The 16,170-nt window shown below is 57.2% G+C and carries 16 protein-coding genes and 1 tRNA gene; 15 read left to right on the top strand and 2 right to left on the bottom strand.

Annotated elements, in window-relative coordinates:
• Positions 1 to 77 precede the first annotated feature (77 nt).
• Together rlmD and ACJA3I_RS01500 are read right to left on the bottom strand one after the other, a co-directional pair.
• On the bottom strand, positions 78 to 1,430 hold the full coding sequence (gene rlmD, locus ACJA3I_RS01505) for a 23S rRNA (uracil(1939)-C(5))-methyltransferase RlmD (protein WP_458863003.1): 1,353 nt from the start codon (positions 1,428 to 1,430) through the stop codon (positions 78 to 80).
• A 1-nt stretch (position 1,431) separates the two neighbouring features.
• The gene (locus tag ACJA3I_RS01500; RefSeq protein ID WP_458863002.1) at positions 1,432 to 2,247 is read right to left on the bottom strand and encodes a DUF3298 and DUF4163 domain-containing protein; all 816 of its coding nucleotides are present in this window, start codon (positions 2,245 to 2,247) and stop codon (positions 1,432 to 1,434) included.
• Between the two features lie 533 nt (positions 2,248 to 2,780).
• Between ACJA3I_RS01500 and ACJA3I_RS01495 the strand changes: the two genes are divergently transcribed.
• From ACJA3I_RS01495 to ACJA3I_RS01425, 15 genes are all read left to right on the top strand, one after another.
• Positions 2,781 to 3,293: a GNAT family N-acetyltransferase gene (locus ACJA3I_RS01495; RefSeq protein WP_458863001.1), complete on the top strand. Its 513-nt coding sequence runs from the start codon at positions 2,781 to 2,783 to the stop codon at positions 3,291 to 3,293.
• A gap of 11 nt (positions 3,294 to 3,304) precedes the next feature.
• The gene (locus ACJA3I_RS01490) at positions 3,305 to 3,811 is read left to right on the top strand and encodes a GAF domain-containing protein (protein ID WP_458863000.1); all 507 of its coding nucleotides are present in this window, start codon (positions 3,305 to 3,307) and stop codon (positions 3,809 to 3,811) included.
• A 21-nt stretch (positions 3,812 to 3,832) separates the two neighbouring features.
• On the top strand, positions 3,833 to 4,756 hold the full coding sequence (locus ACJA3I_RS01485) for an alpha/beta hydrolase (RefSeq protein WP_458862999.1): 924 nt from the start codon (positions 3,833 to 3,835) through the stop codon (positions 4,754 to 4,756).
• Positions 4,753 to 6,024: a hypothetical protein gene (locus tag ACJA3I_RS01480; protein ID WP_458862998.1), complete on the top strand. Its 1,272-nt coding sequence runs from the start codon at positions 4,753 to 4,755 to the stop codon at positions 6,022 to 6,024. Before ACJA3I_RS01485 ends, ACJA3I_RS01480 begins: the two co-directional genes overlap by 4 nt.
• 11 nt (positions 6,025 to 6,035) lie before the next feature.
• Positions 6,036 to 6,698: a DUF6320 domain-containing protein gene (locus tag ACJA3I_RS01475; protein ID WP_458862997.1), complete on the top strand. Its 663-nt coding sequence runs from the start codon at positions 6,036 to 6,038 to the stop codon at positions 6,696 to 6,698.
• Positions 6,699 to 6,803: 105 nt separating this feature from the next.
• Complete coding sequence (locus tag ACJA3I_RS01470) at positions 6,804 to 8,327, top strand: DEAD/DEAH box helicase (protein ID WP_458862996.1); 1,524 nt, start codon at positions 6,804 to 6,806, stop codon at positions 8,325 to 8,327.
• Positions 8,328 to 8,332: 5 nt separating this feature from the next.
• Positions 8,333 to 8,896: a GNAT family N-acetyltransferase gene (locus tag ACJA3I_RS01465; RefSeq protein ID WP_458862995.1), complete on the top strand. Its 564-nt coding sequence runs from the start codon at positions 8,333 to 8,335 to the stop codon at positions 8,894 to 8,896.
• 192 nt (positions 8,897 to 9,088) lie between these two features.
• Positions 9,089 to 9,553, top strand: a complete 465-nt coding sequence (locus ACJA3I_RS01460; RefSeq protein WP_458862994.1) for a MarR family winged helix-turn-helix transcriptional regulator — start codon at positions 9,089 to 9,091, stop codon at positions 9,551 to 9,553.
• A 226-nt stretch (positions 9,554 to 9,779) separates the two neighbouring features.
• Entirely contained in the window at positions 9,780 to 11,513 is a 1,734-nt protein-coding gene (locus tag ACJA3I_RS01455) for an ABC transporter ATP-binding protein (RefSeq protein WP_458862993.1), read from the top strand.
• Positions 11,510 to 13,261: an ABC transporter ATP-binding protein gene (locus ACJA3I_RS01450; protein ID WP_458862992.1), complete on the top strand. Its 1,752-nt coding sequence runs from the start codon at positions 11,510 to 11,512 to the stop codon at positions 13,259 to 13,261. The genes ACJA3I_RS01455 and ACJA3I_RS01450 overlap by 4 nt, the downstream gene beginning before the upstream one ends.
• A gap of 13 nt (positions 13,262 to 13,274) precedes the next feature.
• The gene (locus tag ACJA3I_RS01445; protein WP_458862991.1) at positions 13,275 to 13,796 is read left to right on the top strand and encodes a nitroreductase family protein; all 522 of its coding nucleotides are present in this window, start codon (positions 13,275 to 13,277) and stop codon (positions 13,794 to 13,796) included.
• A gap of 24 nt (positions 13,797 to 13,820) precedes the next feature.
• The gene (locus ACJA3I_RS01440) at positions 13,821 to 14,711 is read left to right on the top strand and encodes a putative ABC transporter permease (protein WP_458862990.1); all 891 of its coding nucleotides are present in this window, start codon (positions 13,821 to 13,823) and stop codon (positions 14,709 to 14,711) included.
• Positions 14,712 to 14,773: 62 nt separating this feature from the next.
• Positions 14,774 to 15,367: a HutD/Ves family protein gene (locus tag ACJA3I_RS01435; protein WP_458862989.1), complete on the top strand. Its 594-nt coding sequence runs from the start codon at positions 14,774 to 14,776 to the stop codon at positions 15,365 to 15,367.
• A gap of 15 nt (positions 15,368 to 15,382) precedes the next feature.
• A complete protein-coding gene (locus ACJA3I_RS01430; protein ID WP_458862988.1) occupies positions 15,383 to 15,928 on the top strand; it encodes a YcxB family protein in 546 nt (181 codons plus the stop codon).
• A gap of 116 nt (positions 15,929 to 16,044) precedes the next feature.
• Positions 16,045 to 16,118: transfer RNA gene (locus tag ACJA3I_RS01425), tRNA-Gly, on the top strand.
• Positions 16,119 to 16,170 lie beyond the last annotated feature (52 nt).

The raw sequence follows: 16,170 nt of genomic DNA, 5'->3' as shown, positions 1-16,170 counted from the left end.
TATTTTCACAATTTCAGCATGTCGGATTTTAACTCTCGAACCATGAAAAGCCCAGTATTACTGGACTTTTTACACATTCAGTCTTTTACCCTTGACATCAATACTACCGTCTCAACGTGGTTTGTTCTGGGGAACATATCGAAGGCGGTGAGCTTTTGGGGCTGATAGCCGCCGCTTTGCAGCAGCGCCAGATCGCGGGCCATGGTGGCGGGGTCGCAGGAAACATAGACCACGCGCTGCGGGGCAAGGCGCAGGATCGCGTCGCAGGCGGCCTGATCCATGCCTTTGCGGGGCGGGTCGATGCAGATCACGCGGGGCATCAGCCCCTGTTCAGCCAGCTGGCGCGCGGCTTTGGCGGCATCGGCGCAAAAGAACGAAGCGTTGCGGATATCGGCGCGGCGGGCGTTTTCTTTGGCGTCTTCGATGGCCTGGGGCACGATTTCCACCCCGATGGCCTGTTTGCAATGGCGGGCCATCACCGAAGTGATGGTGCCCGTTCCGCAGTAAAGATCCAGCAGAAGGTCGTCTTTTTCCAGCGCGGCATATTCCACGGCCTTTTCATAAAGGTGTTCGGCCTGATCGTGGTTGACCTGATAAAAAGAAAGCGGCGAAAGGGCAAATTCCACGCCGCAGAGGGTGTCGTTCAAAACGCCGCTGCCCCAGAGGGTGCGGCATTCTTCGCCCAGAATGCGGTTGGTGGCCTGGGCGTTGCGGTTGATCACAATGCCCGCAAGGTTCGGGCAGGCGCGGGCGGCCTTTTCGATCAGAAGCTCGCTCTGGGGCAGGTTCCACCCGGTGCAGCAAAGGGTAAGTAAAGCGGCGTTTTTGCCGGTTCGAACATAGATATGGCGCAAAAGCCCCTGATTGTTTTCTTCGTCATAAAGGGGCGCTCCGGTTTCCGCGGCCCAATCCAAAACGGCGCGGCAAAGGGCGTTTGCGGCTTCCGTCTGCAAAAGGCAGTCTTCACAGGGGATGATCTCATGGCTGTGGGCGCGGTAAAACCCGGCTTCGGGGCGGCCGTTCTGCATGGCGCAGGGGAAAACGGCCTTGTTGCGATAGCGGTTTTTGGCGGGCGAGCCAACGATGCGGAATTCGCCGGGCTCAATGCCCGCGATGCGCTGCAGCGCGTCGGTGACCCGCTGTTTTTTAAAGAAAAGCTCTTCTTCATAGCTCATGTGGCGCAGATGGCATCCGCCGCATCGCGGGTAAGCCGGGCAATCGTTTTCGGCGCGGTGGGGCGAAGGCAGGGTCAGGCTTTCGATGCGCGCATAGGCTTTGTTTTTCAAAACCTTCAGAATCTTCACGGTGCAAAGATCGCCGCGAACGCCGCCCGCCACAAAAACCACCATGCCGTCGATGCGGGCGATGCCCATGCCGTCGCTGGCATAGCCTGTGATCTCGGCGGGGAAAAGGCTGTTTTTTTCCAACATATTATTTCAGCTCCGTTTTCAGATTGGGCAGCTGGGCAAGGGGCAGTTCAAACACCTGCGCGCCCGAAAGATAAGGCCCCAGCGAATATTCCTGATAGACCACGCAAAGGGCGTTTTCGGTGAAATAGAAATCCCCTTCGCTCCAGGCGGAATCCAGCAGTTCTTCGTAATTTTCAAAATAATAACCGTCTTCGGTTTTTGCTTTTTCGGCGGCCTGCTGTTTGATGAGGTCGCGGATGGCGGTTTTGGCCTTTTCAGGTTCTTCAAAGCAATCTTCAAGGCTCAGCAGATAAAAATCGCCGTCGCGCAGAACCCACGATTCGCCCAGAATCACGCGGGATTCGTGAGCGCCGCCGGTGAATTCCGTCACCGTGCGGCAAAAAGAAAGCAGGCCGCGGCGGTTGCAGGCGGCGGTGAAATCGGCTTCCAGATCATAAGGTGTAAAAACCAGCCCGCTGGTCTGGTCGTCGGCATATTCCTCCAAAGCGATCTCGCCGCTTTCCTGCGCCTGTGTCAGATATTTTTCCAAAAGGTTATCATAATAATTGGTCAGGTTCATGGGGGTTTCGCCGTTTGCGAGGGTCACTTTCGGCAAACCGATGGCGGCCGAAAGCACGCGGAAACCGTCGTCCGCTGTTTTTTCCCATGTCTGCCCGCGGCTTTCGATTTTGGCGGCGGTGTCTTTCTGGGGCTCGGTCGGCTGTGTGGTGGTGGGTTCCTGGGGCTTTTGCGGCTGGGTCTTCTTTTCACAGGCGGCCAGCGTGATGACAAGGGCGGCCGCAAGAACCAGCCCGATCCATTTTTTGTTTTTCATCATAACCTCACTTTGTGGTTGGGGGCGGATAGTTTTCGGTGATAGAAAAGGATAACCGTTTTGCGGGTGTTTTAATATTGTGATGATGGTTCATTTGCGATTGCCGCGCCCGCATCGCCGCAGGCGGGCCGTGAAATTAATATAATAACCGTTACGCGGTTATTATATCATGAATGCAAAGCATGAATGATATAAAGTGGCCGGCGCCGTAGGCGGGCCGTGAAATTAATATAATAACCGTTACGCGGTTATTATATCATGAATGCAAAGCATGAATGATATAAAGTGGCCGGCGCCGTAGGCGGGCCGTGAAATTAATATAATAACCGTTACGCGGTTATTATATCATGAAAACGGCTGTGAGCCTATGGATTTTTGCCAAAGCCCGTTCGCCGCCGAAAGAAAATATTCCGCGGCGCATTTTTCTGCTGAAGTTCGGCGCGGGATATGATAGAATAAAAGAGAATCAGAAAAAATATTTCCCGCCGACCCAATAACGGCCCTGCGCCGAAAAAAAGAAACGGAGTTGCCAAAGGATGGAGTTTCGAAACTCATGTTTACAGGATGTGCCCCAGCTGGAGCAGATCGTTCGCGATGCGGTGGAACAGCTGCGCGCGGCGGGCGTTCCCCAGTGGCAGAAAGGTTACCCCAACCGTGAGATCATTTTGCAGGATATCGAGCAGGGCGTGGGGTATGTGATGGCCGAAGGCGGGCTTGTGCTGGGGATGCTGACCATCCTCACTTCCCCCGAACCTTCCTATGCCGAAATCGACGGCGCCTGGCCGGATGATGCGCCCTATGCTTCCCTTCACCGCGTGTGCGTGGCCAAGGGCCACAAGGGCAGGGGCATCGCGGGGGCGATGTTTGCCGCCGCCGAACCCATTTGCCGCCGTTTGGGCTTTTCGTCCATCCGCATCGATACCGAACCGCATAACCTGCCCATGCAGCAGGCCGTGATGAAAGCGGGCTATCGCCCCTGCGGCATGCTGAAGATCGTGCGCAGCGTCGAAGCCGGCGATCCCCGCATCGGTTATCAAAAGAATCTTTAAGGAGCATTGCCATGAGTGAATCGTTCACAGAAGTTTATCCCAAAGAAAAAACGGCGTTTTACCGCCTGCTCAATGCCCAGCTGAAAGCCCTCATCGAAGAGGAAACCTGCTGGCTCACCGCGCTTTCCAATGCTTCGGCGCTGCTTTACGGCGCGCTTGAAAACATCAACTGGGCGGGGTTCTATCTGGTGAGCGGCGGCGTTTTGCTGCTGGGCCCGTTCCAGGGCAGACCCGCCTGCACAAGAATTCCCAAAGGCCGCGGGGTCTGCGGGGCCTGCTGGCAGGAAAACGCGCCCCAGCTGATCGCGAATGTCCATGAGTTTGCGGGCCATATCGCCTGCGACAGCGCCAGCAATTCCGAAATCGTGCTGCCCCTGCGCCAAAACGGCGCGGTGGTGGGGCTTTTGGATATCGACAGCCCGCTGCTTTCCCGCTTCGATGAAGAAGATCTTCGGGGGCTTGCCCAATTCGCTTCCATGGTGGAAGCGGCGGCCGCCGATGCCGCCGCGGCGCTGTAAGCCGCCAAGGGAGGAACCGCAATGGCCATCAATAAACTGCTTCTTTCGGCGATCCGCGCCCTTTCCTATCCCGATCTGGATGTGAAACATCACTATCGCCTGATGCGGCGGGTGGAAGGCAAGACTCATTACCGCTACCGCCGCCCCACCTTCCGCGCGTGGGATGAACCCATCATGGCGGAAGGCCGAAGCATCCCCACGCGGGTGTTCGCGCCCATGAACCGGCCTTCGGGCGGCATTCTGCTGTTTTTCCATGGCGGCGGATGGGTGCACGGAAGCATCGACAGCTATGATAAAGTCTGCGCCGGCATGGCCGAAACCACAGGGCAAACGGTGGTTTCGGTGGATTACCGTCTGGCACCCGAATTCCCCTATCCCGCCGCGCTGAAAGATTGCTATGCCGCGGCCAAAGCGCTGATCTGCGAAAAACAGCGCGATGGCGGCCCCGTCACCCTCATCGGCGACAGCGCGGGGGGCAATCTGGCGGCGGCGGTGTCGCTTTTGGGGCGCGATCGGGGCGATTTCATCCCCAAACAGCAGATCCTTATCTATCCCGCCACCTATAACGATCATTCGCCGTCTTCCCCCTTTGCTTCCATTGTGGAAAACGGCACGGATTACCTGCTCACCAGCAAGCGCATCTGCGATTATATGGATCTGTATGCGCCGCTGCCCGAAACGCGCCAAAGCCCCTATTTCGCGCCGCTGCTGGCCGATGATTTTTCCCGCCAGCCCGATACGCTGGTCATCACGGCCCAGTTCGACCCGCTGCGGGATGAAGGCGAAGCCTATGGCGAAGCGCTGCGGGCCGCGGGCAGCTATGTGGAAGTCCACCGCATCCCCGATGTGCTGCATGGCTTTTTCGCGCTGCCCCAAAGCTTCCCGCCGGTGGCCGATGCCTTCGCCATCATCAATCATTTTCTCAGCGGGGAGCGATATGAATGAGTTCTTCACAAAATTTTTCATGGAACAGCCTCGATAACGCGGCAAAGATCTTCCCCTGCGCCACCGATAAGCGCGATACCAAGGTGTTCCGCTTCGTCTGCGAGCTGCGGGAAGCCGCCGAGCCGCTGGTTTTAAAAGAAGCGCTGCTGCAAACGCTGGAAGAATTCCCGCTGTTCCGCAGTGTCTTGCGTCGCGGGCTGTTTTGGTATTATTTGCAGCAGACCGATCTGGAACCCGTGGTGGCGCAGGAGCATGAGCCCCCCTGCAGCCAGCTTTATAACGGGAATTCCCGCGGTCTGCTTTTCCGCGTGACTTATTTTCAAAAGCGCATCAACCTCGAAATTTACCATGCACTGACCGATGGCACGGGGGCCATGGTGTTTTTCAAAACCCTTGTCAGCCACTATCTGGCCGCCCGCTATGGGTTTGAAAAAGATCCCGCCTGCCTGCCCGCGGTGACCGATGCTTCCGAAAAACAGAAAACCGATGACAGCTTTCAGCATTATTACACGGGCAAAGGGCTTCACGCGGGGCGCAAACAGCCGCGGGCCTTCCGCATCCGCGGCCTGAAAACGCCCGTCAACCGCCTGCGCGTCATCAGCGGCGCGGTTTCGGCCAAGGCCGTGTTAGAGCTTTCTCACCGCCATGAAACCACCCTGACGCTGTTTTTGGCGGGGGTCATGGCCTGCGCCATCGAAAAAACCATGTCGGCCCATGACAGGCGCCGCCCCGTGGTGGTGGCCATCCCCGTGAATCTGCGCAACTATTTCCCTTCCCAGTCGCTGCGCAACTTTTTCAGCGTGGTGAATGTCAGCTATTCCTTCGGCGGGGCCCCCGCTTCCCTGCAGGAGGTCATCGACAGCTTCGCTGCCCAGCTGAAAGACGCCCTTACCAAAGAAAACCTCGAAGAACGGCTCAACCGCTTGATGGCTCTTGAAAAAAATGTGGTCATGCGCATGGTGCCCCTGTTTTTAAAAGATCCCGTGATGCATTATTTCTATCATCACGCCGATAATACCTGCACCGTGTCGCTGTCGAACCTGGGCAAGGTCGATCTGCCCGCGCCGCTGCGGCCTTATGTGCGCCTGTTCGAAGTTTATGTCAGCACAGCCAAGGTGCAGATGTGCTCCTGCACTTTTCAAGATACTTTGATGCTCAGCTTCACTTCGGCGTTCCTCCAGTCGGATGTGCAGATGGAATTTTTCAGAATGCTGGAACAGATGGGCGTCGCCTGTGAGATCACCGCCAACCGAATCGATGAAGAATAGGAGGGGTTTTGATGCGTTATTGCCGCTATTGCAAAGTCATGGTGCGCAGCGAAGGCCAGAAATGCCCTCTTTGCCATAATCTGCTGCCCCCCGGCGAAAGCGAAGAGATCTATCCCCGCATCCCCACGGTCTATCGCCAGTTCCACCTGTTTTTCCGCATCCTGCTGTTTTGCTCGGTGGTGCTGGCGGTGGTGAGCATCACCGTCAACCTGCTCATCCCCGAAAGCGGCCACTGGTGGGCCTATGTGGTGGCGGCGCTGGCCTGTGTGTGGCTGCTGCTGACGGCGGCCATCCGCAAGCGCCAGAACCTGCTCAAAAGCCTGCTTTATCAAACCACGCTGCTTTTGCTGCTCAGTGTTTTTTGGGATGCCGCCACCCATTGGCGGGGCTGGTCGCTCACCTATGCGCTGCCCGCCATCTGCGTCTGCGCCATGGTGGCCATGACCGTTCTCAATAAAGTGCTGCGGCTGCATGTGGCCCAGCAGCTGATCTATCTGCTGCTGCTTATTTTCTATGGCAATCTGCCCGCCCTTTTCGTGGCGCTGGATCTTGTTTCCGTCAGCTGGCCTTCGCTCATCTGCGTGGGCTGCAGCGTGATCTTTCTGGCGGGCGTTTTGATTTTTAAAGGCAAAGCCATGGCCGAAGAACTGCGCAGGCGGTTCCATCTTTCCTGATGCTTTGCCGCGCTTTTATCTTTGCCCGTTTTCGGGCGCTTATCGTCATCCCAAAGGGATGCGGCGGGCGTTTTGCCCGCAGGAATGTTGAAGATTGGAGAATCCATGAAGTTTACTGAATTGAACCTTTCCCCCGCCCTGCTCTCGGCTTTGGCCGAGGCCGGTTATGAAGAACCCACCCCCATCCAGGAAAAAGCCATCCCCGTTGTTTTGCGGGGCGGCGATGTTCTGGGCTGCGCCCAAACGGGAACGGGCAAAACGGCGGCGTTCGCCCTGCCCATCCTGCAAAACCTGTCTGCCGCGCCCGGCGGCCACGCCATCCGCGCGCTGGTGCTCACCCCCACCCGCGAACTGGCGGTGCAGATCTATGAAAATTTCTGCCTTTACGGCAAAGAACTGCCCCTGCGCAGCTGCGTCATCTATGGCGGCGTTTCCCAGATCCCCCAGCAGAACGCGCTGGAAGAGGGCGTTGATATCCTTGTGGCCACCCCGGGCCGCCTGATCGACCTGATGAACCAGAAGCTGCTCACCCTCGATCAAATCGAAACCTTTGTGCTGGATGAAGCCGACAGAATGCTGGATATGGGCTTTCTGCCCGATGTGCAGCGCATTTTGAAGACGCTGCCGTCAAAACGCCAGACCCTGCTGTTTTCGGCGACTATGCCCCCCGAGATCGCCCAGCTGGCGGCGGGCATGCTGCATGAACCTGAAAATATCGCCGTGACCCCGGTATCTTCCACCGTCGATCTGGTGGATCAGCGGCTTTTTTATGTGGATAAAGGCAATAAGCAGAAGCTGCTTCAGTTCCTCATCCGCAGCCTGCCCGTGCCGCAGGCGCTGGTGTTCACCCGCACAAAGCATGGCGCCGACCGTGTGGCCAAAGCGCTGATGCACGAGCAGATCCCCGCCGCCGCCATCCACGGCGATAAATCGCAGAACCGCCGTCAGCAGGCCCTGAACGATTTTAAAAACTGGCAGATCCAGGTGCTGGCCGCCACCGATATCGCCGCCCGCGGCATCGATATCGCCGAACTGCCCTATGTGATCAATTTCGATCTGCCCAACGAGCCGGAAACCTATGTGCACCGCATCGGCCGCACAGGCCGCGCGGGCCAGAGCGGCATCGCCATCTCGTTCTGCGATCATTCCGAAAAGCCCTATGTGAAACCCATTGAACAGCTCATCGGCCAATCGATCCCCATCGATTATAAAAACCCCTATCCCATGAGCGATGAGCCGCCCGAAAATCAGCGGCCCAAAACAGAGGGCGGCCGGAAACCGCGCGAAAAAAGCGCGAAAGCGCCTTCAAAAAGCGTTGAAAACAGCGAAAAAATCGTCAAAAACAGAGGGAAAAACGCTGATAGACCCTGGAATTTCCCCCCGAAAAACCGGAAAAAACCCCAAAAACAGGTGGGCAAAACTCCGGCGGGCGGGGCGGAAAAAGCCCAGAAATCCGGCGCGAAAACCCCGGGAGACGCAGAAAAAGGGCAAAAGGCATTTGCCGCGAAATCTTCTTATTTCGGCAAAAAAGGCCCGAAAACAGGGGCTTCCGGCGGCAAAAACCCATCCCAAAGCAAAAAAAGCGCGCCTTATCGCGGCGCCGGAACAACACCACATAAAAAGGGATGATCTTCATGAAAATCGATCCGGTCGAACTGCATACCCCCCGCCTGACCATTCGCCCCATGACCCGCGAGGATGGCCGCGAGCTTTATCAATATCTCTCGCTTGATGAAGCCGTGCGTTATGAACCTTATGAAGCCCAAAGTGAAGAAGAATGCATCCATTTGGCGCTTGCGCGGGAAAAAAGCGGCGGTTTTTGGGCGGTTTGTCTGGATGGCCGCATGATCGGGAATCTTTATTTTTCGCGCATGACCGAGCGCCTGCCCGGAACATGGGAAATGGGCTATATTTTCAACCCCGATTTCTGGGGGAAAGGCTATGCCACCGAAGCGGCGCGGGCCTGGATGGAATATGCCTTCACCACCTTGAAAATCCGCCGCATTCTGTGTTTTTGCGACCCTGAAAACACCCGCTCATGGCGGGTGATGGAACGGCTGGGCATGCGGCGGCGCAAGCGGATTTTGCGCAATGTGTTTTTCAAGATCGATCCCGAAGGCCAGCCCCACTGGTATGACGCTTATGAATATCGAATGCTGCGCAAAACTTTTTTGCAGCAGGCATCACAGGCCGTTTGAAAAGAAGCCCGCAGAAAAAGCGGGCATTTTTTCTGCCAATATGGTTGACATATCAACGGATTTGCGTTATACCGAAAGGGTTGAAAGAAAGCTGACCCATCAAGACATAAAAATGCAAAAGCGGAAGTAAGAAGCGGAAGCGGAAGCGGAAGGAAAATGAGAGAAAAAGCCGTTAAAAAGGGGGCAGGGTCTATGGATACAGGAAGAGAATTCACTAAAATTGCCCGCATCGCGCAGCTTTATGCGGCGCAGGGGCTGAAAAACTGGGGCATTACCCCGGCGGAATATGAATGCCTGAGGCAGATTCGCAAAAACCCGGGCATCAGCCAAAATGCGCTGGCCGAAAAAATCGGCATCGATAAAGCGGCGGTGGCGCGCCAAACGGCAAAGCTGGAAGAAAAAGGATATCTCCTGCGCAGGCGCAACCCCGAGGATGCCCGCGAAAAGCTTCTGGAGCCAACCGAGCAGGCGCAGAAGATCAAAGAGACCGAGCTTTCGGGCGAAGCGGCTTTTTATGAATGGCTGTTCAGCCGGCTGCCCGCGCCGCGCCGCCTGTTATTGCAAGATCTTTTGAAAGAGCTGTATCCCTGCGCAAAAGCGGAAAGAAAAAGCGAATTTCGCCATGTGAAGGCATCAAGCCGTGAAACGGGAAATTGAGTGCGGCGGGGCGGTTTTAAAGCGCGAAAGAGCATCAAGCCGTGAAACGGAAAATTGAGCGCGGCGGCGTGGTTTGGAAGCGCGAAAGAGCATCAAGCCGTGAAACGGAGAACTAAGCGCGGCGGGGCGGTTTTAAAGCGTGAAAGAGCATCAAGCCGAGAAACGGAAAATTGAGCGCGGCGGGGCGGTTTGCCGCGTTTTTGAAGCATAAAGGGGGAATCAAGCAATGAAACAGCCCGGTGAGGCCGAAATCAAACAGCCGCAGCGCATCGGAAGTTATTGGAAAAACCAGAAGGGCGTTTTAGCCATTGTTCTGGTGGCGGGGTGTGTTTATAACGGCTTTATGGCGGTGGGCCCCGTTTTGCAGGGGAAGCTCATCGACGCCGTCAGCGGCAAAAAAGGCAAGGGCGTCATCTGGCTGGCGCTGCTTTTTTTGGCCAGTGTGCTGATGGTGCAGTTCGCCCGCTATTTCAAGCGGTTTTATGTCAGGCGCTTTGCCAACCGCGTGGCCATCGCCATGCGCCGAAACGCTTATCACAACCTGTTGAAAGAAAGCGCCCCGCGGCTGGAGCGCGAGGATGCGGGCAACCTGATGACGCGCCTTTTGGCGGATGTGGATCTTTGCGCCGAGGGAATGCGCAAGGTGACCACCGAAATTTTCGATACCGGCGTTTTGCTGCTTTCTTATTTCATCATGATGCTGCATTATGATGTGCGCATCACGCTGATCTGCTGCGCGTTTGTGGTGCCTGCCATGTTTCTGGCCGAGAAAATGAAGCTGATCATCACTCGCACCACCGCCGCGCTGCGCACCCAAAGCAGCGCCACCGCCGCCGTGACGCTGGAAAGCCTGGAACATCTGCTGCTTTACCGGCGCAGCGGCAGGCAGCAGGAAAGCGCGGCCCGTTATGGCCATTCTCTGGGCAAGCTGGAAAAAGTCGCGGTGAAGGCCGGTGTGGCCGAAAACGCCATGCAGCCGCTTTATAACAGCGTGGGCCAGCTGGGGGTTTTGCCGGCGGTGCTGCTGGGCGGGGCCAAGGTTTTGAACGGCGCGTGGAGCGTGGGGCTGTTTTCCACCTATCTGACGCTTTTTGTGGCGGTGGCATCCCGCGCCAGCGTGGCGGCCAAAACTTTTCACGCGGCCCAAAAAGCGCGGGTTTCATGGCTGCGGCTCAAGCCTTATCTGAAAGAATATGAACCGTGGCAGCTGCCGCCCGCGGCGGAAGAGCCGGGCGAACTGGTGGCGGAAGACCTGAGCTTCACCTATGAAGGGGCCGCGGCCCCCGCGTTTTTGCCGCTGTCGTTTTCGGCGCGGCCGGGGGAACTGATCGCGGTGACGGGGCCTGTGGGATGCGGCAAATCTTCACTGGGCGCGGCGCTTTCGGGGCTTTATTCCTATGAAGGCAGCGCGCGGCTGGGCGGAACCGAGCTGCGGGCGCTGACGCGGGAGGAACGGGCCGCGCGCATTGCATGGCTGGGGCATGAACCACAGCTTTTTTCGGCGGGCATTTTTGAAAACACCGGCGCACAGACCACGGCGCAGGCCGAAGCGCTTTTGGGCGAAGCGGGGTTTGGGGAAGATCTGGCGGCGATGCCCCAGGGGCTTGAGACCCCGGCGGGCGGCGGCGGGGCGGCGCTTTCGGGCGGCCAGCAAAGCCGCATCGCTTTGGCGCGCACACTGGCGGGCCACAAAAACCTGATCATACTGGATGACCCCTTCGCGGCGGTGGATGCTTTCACCGAAGAAAAAATCCTCACCCGCCTGAAAGAGACCTGCGGCCGGAGCATCGTTGTGCTGATCTCGCACCGTCTGCGGGCTTTTCCGCTGGCCGATCACATCATCATGATGGAAAAAGACAAGCCCGCTTTGCAGGGCGATCACGCGTTTTTGATGAACGAAAGCCCCGTTTATCGGGAAATTTATCAGCTTCAGCAGGGAAAGGCAGGGGAAGAAGCATGAAAACACCGTCTTCACTGGGCGGATGGATCAAGCTGGCGTTTCGCCGCCGCCGCGGGCTGACAGCGGCGCTTTTGCTGGTGGTTCTGGCGCTGGCGGGCGCGGCGCTTTTGCCGCCTCAGCTGCTGCGGCTTGTGATCGACCGCCATTTATCGGTGCACCGCCCCCAGGGGCTGAGCCTTCTGGCCGCGGCCTATCTGGGCGCGCTGCTGCTGGTGAACCTCTTGACCTTTCTCAAAGAATGGCTGCTGGTGAAATTCGGCCAGCATATGACGAAAACGCTGAGAGAAGGGATGATGGAAAAGGCGGGGCGCATTCGCGCGGCCTATTTCACCGATCATCCCGCAGGCGAAACTTCGGCGCGGTTTTTATCGGATGTGGACACCCTGGTCGAGCTGTTCACCGACGGCGTGGTGGGCATGGCGGCCGACGGGCTGAAGGTTTTCGGCATTCTGGCCTCGATCTGGATGTTCAGCCCCGCTTTGGGGGGCATTGTTCTGGCGCTTTTGCTGCCGCTGGCGGTGATGACGCGCCTGTTCCAGAAAGCCATGCTGCGGGCCCAGAAGAAAAACCGCGCCGCCGTGGGGCAATGCAGCGGGCAGATCGCGGAAACGCTGAAAAACATCAGAACCGTGAAAAGCGGCGCGTGGGAAGCACGGCGGGAAGAAGCTTATGAAGAGGCGCTGGCGCGCCAATATCAGGCCACCGACCGGGTGAATTTTTTCGACGCCCTTTATTCGCCGCTGGTGCAGCTTTTGCGGGCGGCGGCCATCGCGGCCATTGCCGTTACGGCGGCACGGGGCGGCGGGTTAGGCATCACGGCGGGCATGGTGGCGGCTTCCATCGACCTGATCACGGGGCTTTTCGCCCCCATCGAAAGCCTTGGCATGGAGTTGCAGACCATCCAGTCGGCGGTTTCGGGCATGGTGAGGATCAAAGAATTTTTTGCGCTGCCCGAAGAGGCCCCCAAAGATGAAAGCCTTGACGCCCGGGCGCTTTTGGCTTCGGGCGCGCCCGCGCTTTTGATGAAAGACCTCTCGTTCGCCTATGAGCCCGGCCGCCCCGTTTTGAAAAACCTTTCCTTCGAGATCGGGCGCGGGGAAACGGTGGCCATCGCGGGGCGCACAGGGGTGGGCAAAACCACCCTCTTCCACCTGATCGCGGGCATCTATCCCCCCGAAGAAGGCAGCATTCTGCTTTTCGGCGCGCCGCCCCAGAAGCTTCCGCCCCCGCAGATGCGGCGGCTTTTGGGCTTTGTGGGCCAGAAATTTGAATTCATCCCCGACAGCCTGCTGGGCCAGATCACGCTGGGCGACCCGGCCATCACCGCCGCCATGGCCAAAGAAGCCCTTCAAAAAGTGGGGTTATGGGAAAAAATAGAGGCGCTGCCCCGCGGGCTGGAGGAAGACGCCGATTTGGAAACATTGTTTTCGCAGGGCGAAAAACAGCTTTTGGGCATCGCCCGCGCCATCGCTTCACAGCCGCCGCTTTTGCTGCTGGATGAAGTGACGGCGGGGCTTGACGCGGCCACCGAAGAGAAAACGATTGGAATTTTAAGGGAGATCGGTAAAAAACACACAATTTTAACAATTTCACATCGCTTTGCCTCTATGCTTTCGGCCGACAGAGTGATACTATTAGAACATGGAACGATCCGCGCCCAGGGAACGCCGCAGGAACTTTTGCGGCAGGATGCGTGGTTCCGCCGTGGGGCGGCGCTGCAAAAGAGGGTGTGGGGCGCAAACGAATAAGGAGGAATTTTTTATGAACGCAGTGGTAAAACAGATTTTCGATCGCCGCAGCTGGCGCGCTTATGAAGCAAAACAGGTCACCGATGAAGAACTGGAAACCGTTTTGGAATGCGGCGCGTGGGCGCCCAGCGCCATGAACCAGCAATCGTGGCATCTGACCGCTTTGCAAAACCCCCAGCTGGTGAGCGAGCTTGCCGAGCTTTGCCGCGTTTATCGCAAAATCGAAACCAATCCGTTTTATGACGCCCCCACGATCATCGTGGTAACGGCCAAAGCCGACGCCATCGCCCCCCAGAAGGACGCTTCGCTGGCGATGGAGAACATGATGCTGGCCGCCGATTCTTTGGGCCTGGGCAGCTGCTGGATCAACTGTGTCAACGGCCTGTTCGCCACCGAAGAGGGCAAGGCTTTCTTTGAAAAGATCGGCGTTCCCGCAGAAAATGTGATGGTGGGCAGCCTGGCTCTGGGTTACCCCAAGGGCGAAAAGCCCGCGCCGAAAGACCGTCTTGACGGCAATATCGATATCATCAAATAAGCAGACGCCGGAAGGAGAAGTGAGATGACAGCATTCTGTCAATTTTTTCTGGGGTTTGCTTTATACAGCATGATGGGCTGGGCCTGTGAAAGCGTTTATTGCTCGATCGGCGCCCGAAAATGGATCAATCGGGGCTTTTTGAACGGGCCCGTCTGCCCGGTTTATGGGTTTGGCGCGATGATCGTTGTGACGCTGCTGACCCCTTATCAACACAGCATTCCGCTGCTGTTTCTGGCGGGCATGGCCGCCACCAGCGCGCTGGAATATCTGACCGGCTGGCTTTTGGAAACCTTGTTCCACACGAAATGGTGGGATTATTCCACCTATCGTTTCAACCTTCACGGCAGGGTATGCCTGCGCAATTCGCTGATGTTCGGCGCCCTTTCGGTTTTGGCCATGCGGGTGATCAACCCCTTTGTGCTGCGGCTCGTCGGCATGCTGGAAGGCGGATGGCTGGTGGGCGTGGCTTTTGGCACGCTGGCCGTGTTTGCCTGTGACACCTTTATCACGGTGCGTGCCATTCTGGAACTCAACGGCAAGCTGGAACAGCTGCACACCATGGCCGAAGATCTGCGCAATTTAGAAACGCAGCGCCTGGAATCTTTGAAGGTGGAGATCGGCGGGCGGTGGGAAGAAGCCCGCGAAGAACGCGCCGAGCGCCGCAGCGAGCGCAAGGAAGCCGCCGCCGAAGCTTTGCTTCTGGCCGCCGACAGCCTGCGCCAGCGCCGCAACGCTTTGCAGCAGCGCAGCAAGCTGATCCACAAGCGCCTGATCCGCGCTTTCCCCACCATGCAGCCGCATGACCGCGAGCAGGATCTGCAGCAGATGAAAGAGGCTTTGCTGGCGCAGGCGCAAGCCCGCAAAACCCAAAAAGCCGCTGAAAAAGCGGCCAAAAAAACGCATAAAAACGGCTGATGCCGATATCCTTTATAAAAGAGAATCCATGCCGCCTCGCGGCCAAAAGGAGGAGCAATTCCATGATCCGCATCGCAAGAGCAGGCTCTTACCCCGTTTCACATTGGAGCGGCGGCACAACGACCCAGCTTTACATTTATCCCGAAACGGCGGAATATGCAAAACGCAATTTCCTGTTTCGCCTGAGCAGCGCCACGGTGGAAGGCGAACGCTCGGATTTCACCCGCCTGGAGGGCGTAAGGCGCATTCTGATGGTTCTGGAAGGCGCGCTGCACCTGACTTTCGAGGGGCAGAGCGAAACCGCGCTTTTGCCCTATGAACAGGTTGCTTTCGATGGCGGCGGCCACACCCAAAGCCGCGGCCGCGCCACCGATTACAACGCCATGATGCGCGGCGGCACACAGGCCGAAGTCATCAGCCTTGTGCTGCAGGAGGGCGAAGAAAAACTGATGCCTTTCTGCCCCCGCGGCGAACAGTTTTTGATCTATTGCACCCATGGCCGGTGCAGCATCGAAGGCGAAAATGGCGAAGAAGAACTGACTTTGCGCGATCTGGCCGTCATCGGCGGCGAAGAACGCGTGAGGCTGATCGGGCGGCGCGGCAGCCATTGCCACCTTGTCTGCTGCCGTGTCTGGGGGCTGACACAAGACGAATGAAAGGCGGGAACGCACATGAACGAACTGTTTGAAAACCGGTATACGCTCACGCGCGAGCGGCTGACAGAATTCGCCGCGGCAACTTTCAGCAAGGGACATCAGGGCTTTTCGCTGGTTTACGGCGTTTTGCTTCTGGTGGTGGCGGGGATGCAGCTTTCCCTGGTTTCCAAAGGGAAGGGAAGCCCGTTTTTATTCATTGTGGCGCTGGCCTGCGCCCTGCTTTGCTTCTGGATGTTCTTCGACAGGGGAAGATCAACGGCCAAAAAGGTTTATCAGCGCCAGATGAAGGCTTCGGGCGGCAAAGAAGCCGCCATCTCGGTTTCTTTCGGCGATGAGATTACCATGAAAAACATGGAGACCGGCGGGGAACAGAAGATCCCCTTTCAAGAAGTGCAGAAAGTCATCGAAAGCCCCAATATGGTGGTGCTGATGCTGCCCAAACGCCAGGGCATCATGGTGGCCAAAGAAGGCTTTGTGAAAGGCACCGCCGAAGAATTCGACCGCTTTCTTCAGCAAAAATGCCCCGAGGCCTATGCCAAGAAAAAAAGTCTGCCGATCTGAAAAACAGCCGGCCCCCCGGGCGCGTAAAGCCTCGGGGGCCGGCAGACAAAGTTTTTTCATTTCATGGTTGAAATCGACCGCCAAATCTTATATAATATTTCATACAGCCAAAAGATGCGGGCATAGTTCATCGGTAGAATGAAAGCTTCCCAAGCTTTAGAGGTGGGTTCGATTCCCATTGCCCGCTCCAAAAAAAGCAAAGAGAATTTTTCTCTTTGCTTTTTTTATACCCGCTTTTACCG

It is taken from the genome of Acidaminobacterium chupaoyuni (assembly GCF_047936785.1).
GTDB lineage: Bacteria > Bacillota > Clostridia > Oscillospirales > Butyricicoccaceae > Acidaminobacterium > Acidaminobacterium chupaoyuni.
Note: the sequence above shows the minus strand (reverse complement) of the source record. Positions and strands in the feature narration are given on the sequence as shown.

Coding starts and splice junctions, on each gene's coding strand:
- rlmD (WP_458863003.1), bottom strand. CDS start 1,430: ATGTTGGAAAAAAACAGCCTTTTCCCCGCCGAGATCACAGGCTATGCC.
- ACJA3I_RS01500 (WP_458863002.1), bottom strand. CDS start 2,247: ATGATGAAAAACAAAAAATGGATCGGGCTGGTTCTTGCGGCCGCCCTT.
- ACJA3I_RS01495 (WP_458863001.1), top strand. CDS start 2,781: ATGGAGTTTCGAAACTCATGTTTACAGGATGTGCCCCAGCTGGAGCAG.
- ACJA3I_RS01490 (WP_458863000.1), top strand. CDS start 3,305: ATGAGTGAATCGTTCACAGAAGTTTATCCCAAAGAAAAAACGGCGTTT.
- ACJA3I_RS01485 (WP_458862999.1), top strand. CDS start 3,833: ATGGCCATCAATAAACTGCTTCTTTCGGCGATCCGCGCCCTTTCCTAT.
- ACJA3I_RS01480 (WP_458862998.1), top strand. CDS start 4,753: ATGAGTTCTTCACAAAATTTTTCATGGAACAGCCTCGATAACGCGGCA.
- ACJA3I_RS01475 (WP_458862997.1), top strand. CDS start 6,036: ATGCGTTATTGCCGCTATTGCAAAGTCATGGTGCGCAGCGAAGGCCAG.
- ACJA3I_RS01470 (WP_458862996.1), top strand. CDS start 6,804: ATGAAGTTTACTGAATTGAACCTTTCCCCCGCCCTGCTCTCGGCTTTG.
- ACJA3I_RS01465 (WP_458862995.1), top strand. CDS start 8,333: ATGAAAATCGATCCGGTCGAACTGCATACCCCCCGCCTGACCATTCGC.
- ACJA3I_RS01460 (WP_458862994.1), top strand. CDS start 9,089: ATGGATACAGGAAGAGAATTCACTAAAATTGCCCGCATCGCGCAGCTT.
- ACJA3I_RS01455 (WP_458862993.1), top strand. CDS start 9,780: ATGAAACAGCCCGGTGAGGCCGAAATCAAACAGCCGCAGCGCATCGGA.
- ACJA3I_RS01450 (WP_458862992.1), top strand. CDS start 11,510: ATGAAAACACCGTCTTCACTGGGCGGATGGATCAAGCTGGCGTTTCGC.
- ACJA3I_RS01445 (WP_458862991.1), top strand. CDS start 13,275: ATGAACGCAGTGGTAAAACAGATTTTCGATCGCCGCAGCTGGCGCGCT.
- ACJA3I_RS01440 (WP_458862990.1), top strand. CDS start 13,821: ATGACAGCATTCTGTCAATTTTTTCTGGGGTTTGCTTTATACAGCATG.
- ACJA3I_RS01435 (WP_458862989.1), top strand. CDS start 14,774: ATGATCCGCATCGCAAGAGCAGGCTCTTACCCCGTTTCACATTGGAGC.
- ACJA3I_RS01430 (WP_458862988.1), top strand. CDS start 15,383: ATGAACGAACTGTTTGAAAACCGGTATACGCTCACGCGCGAGCGGCTG.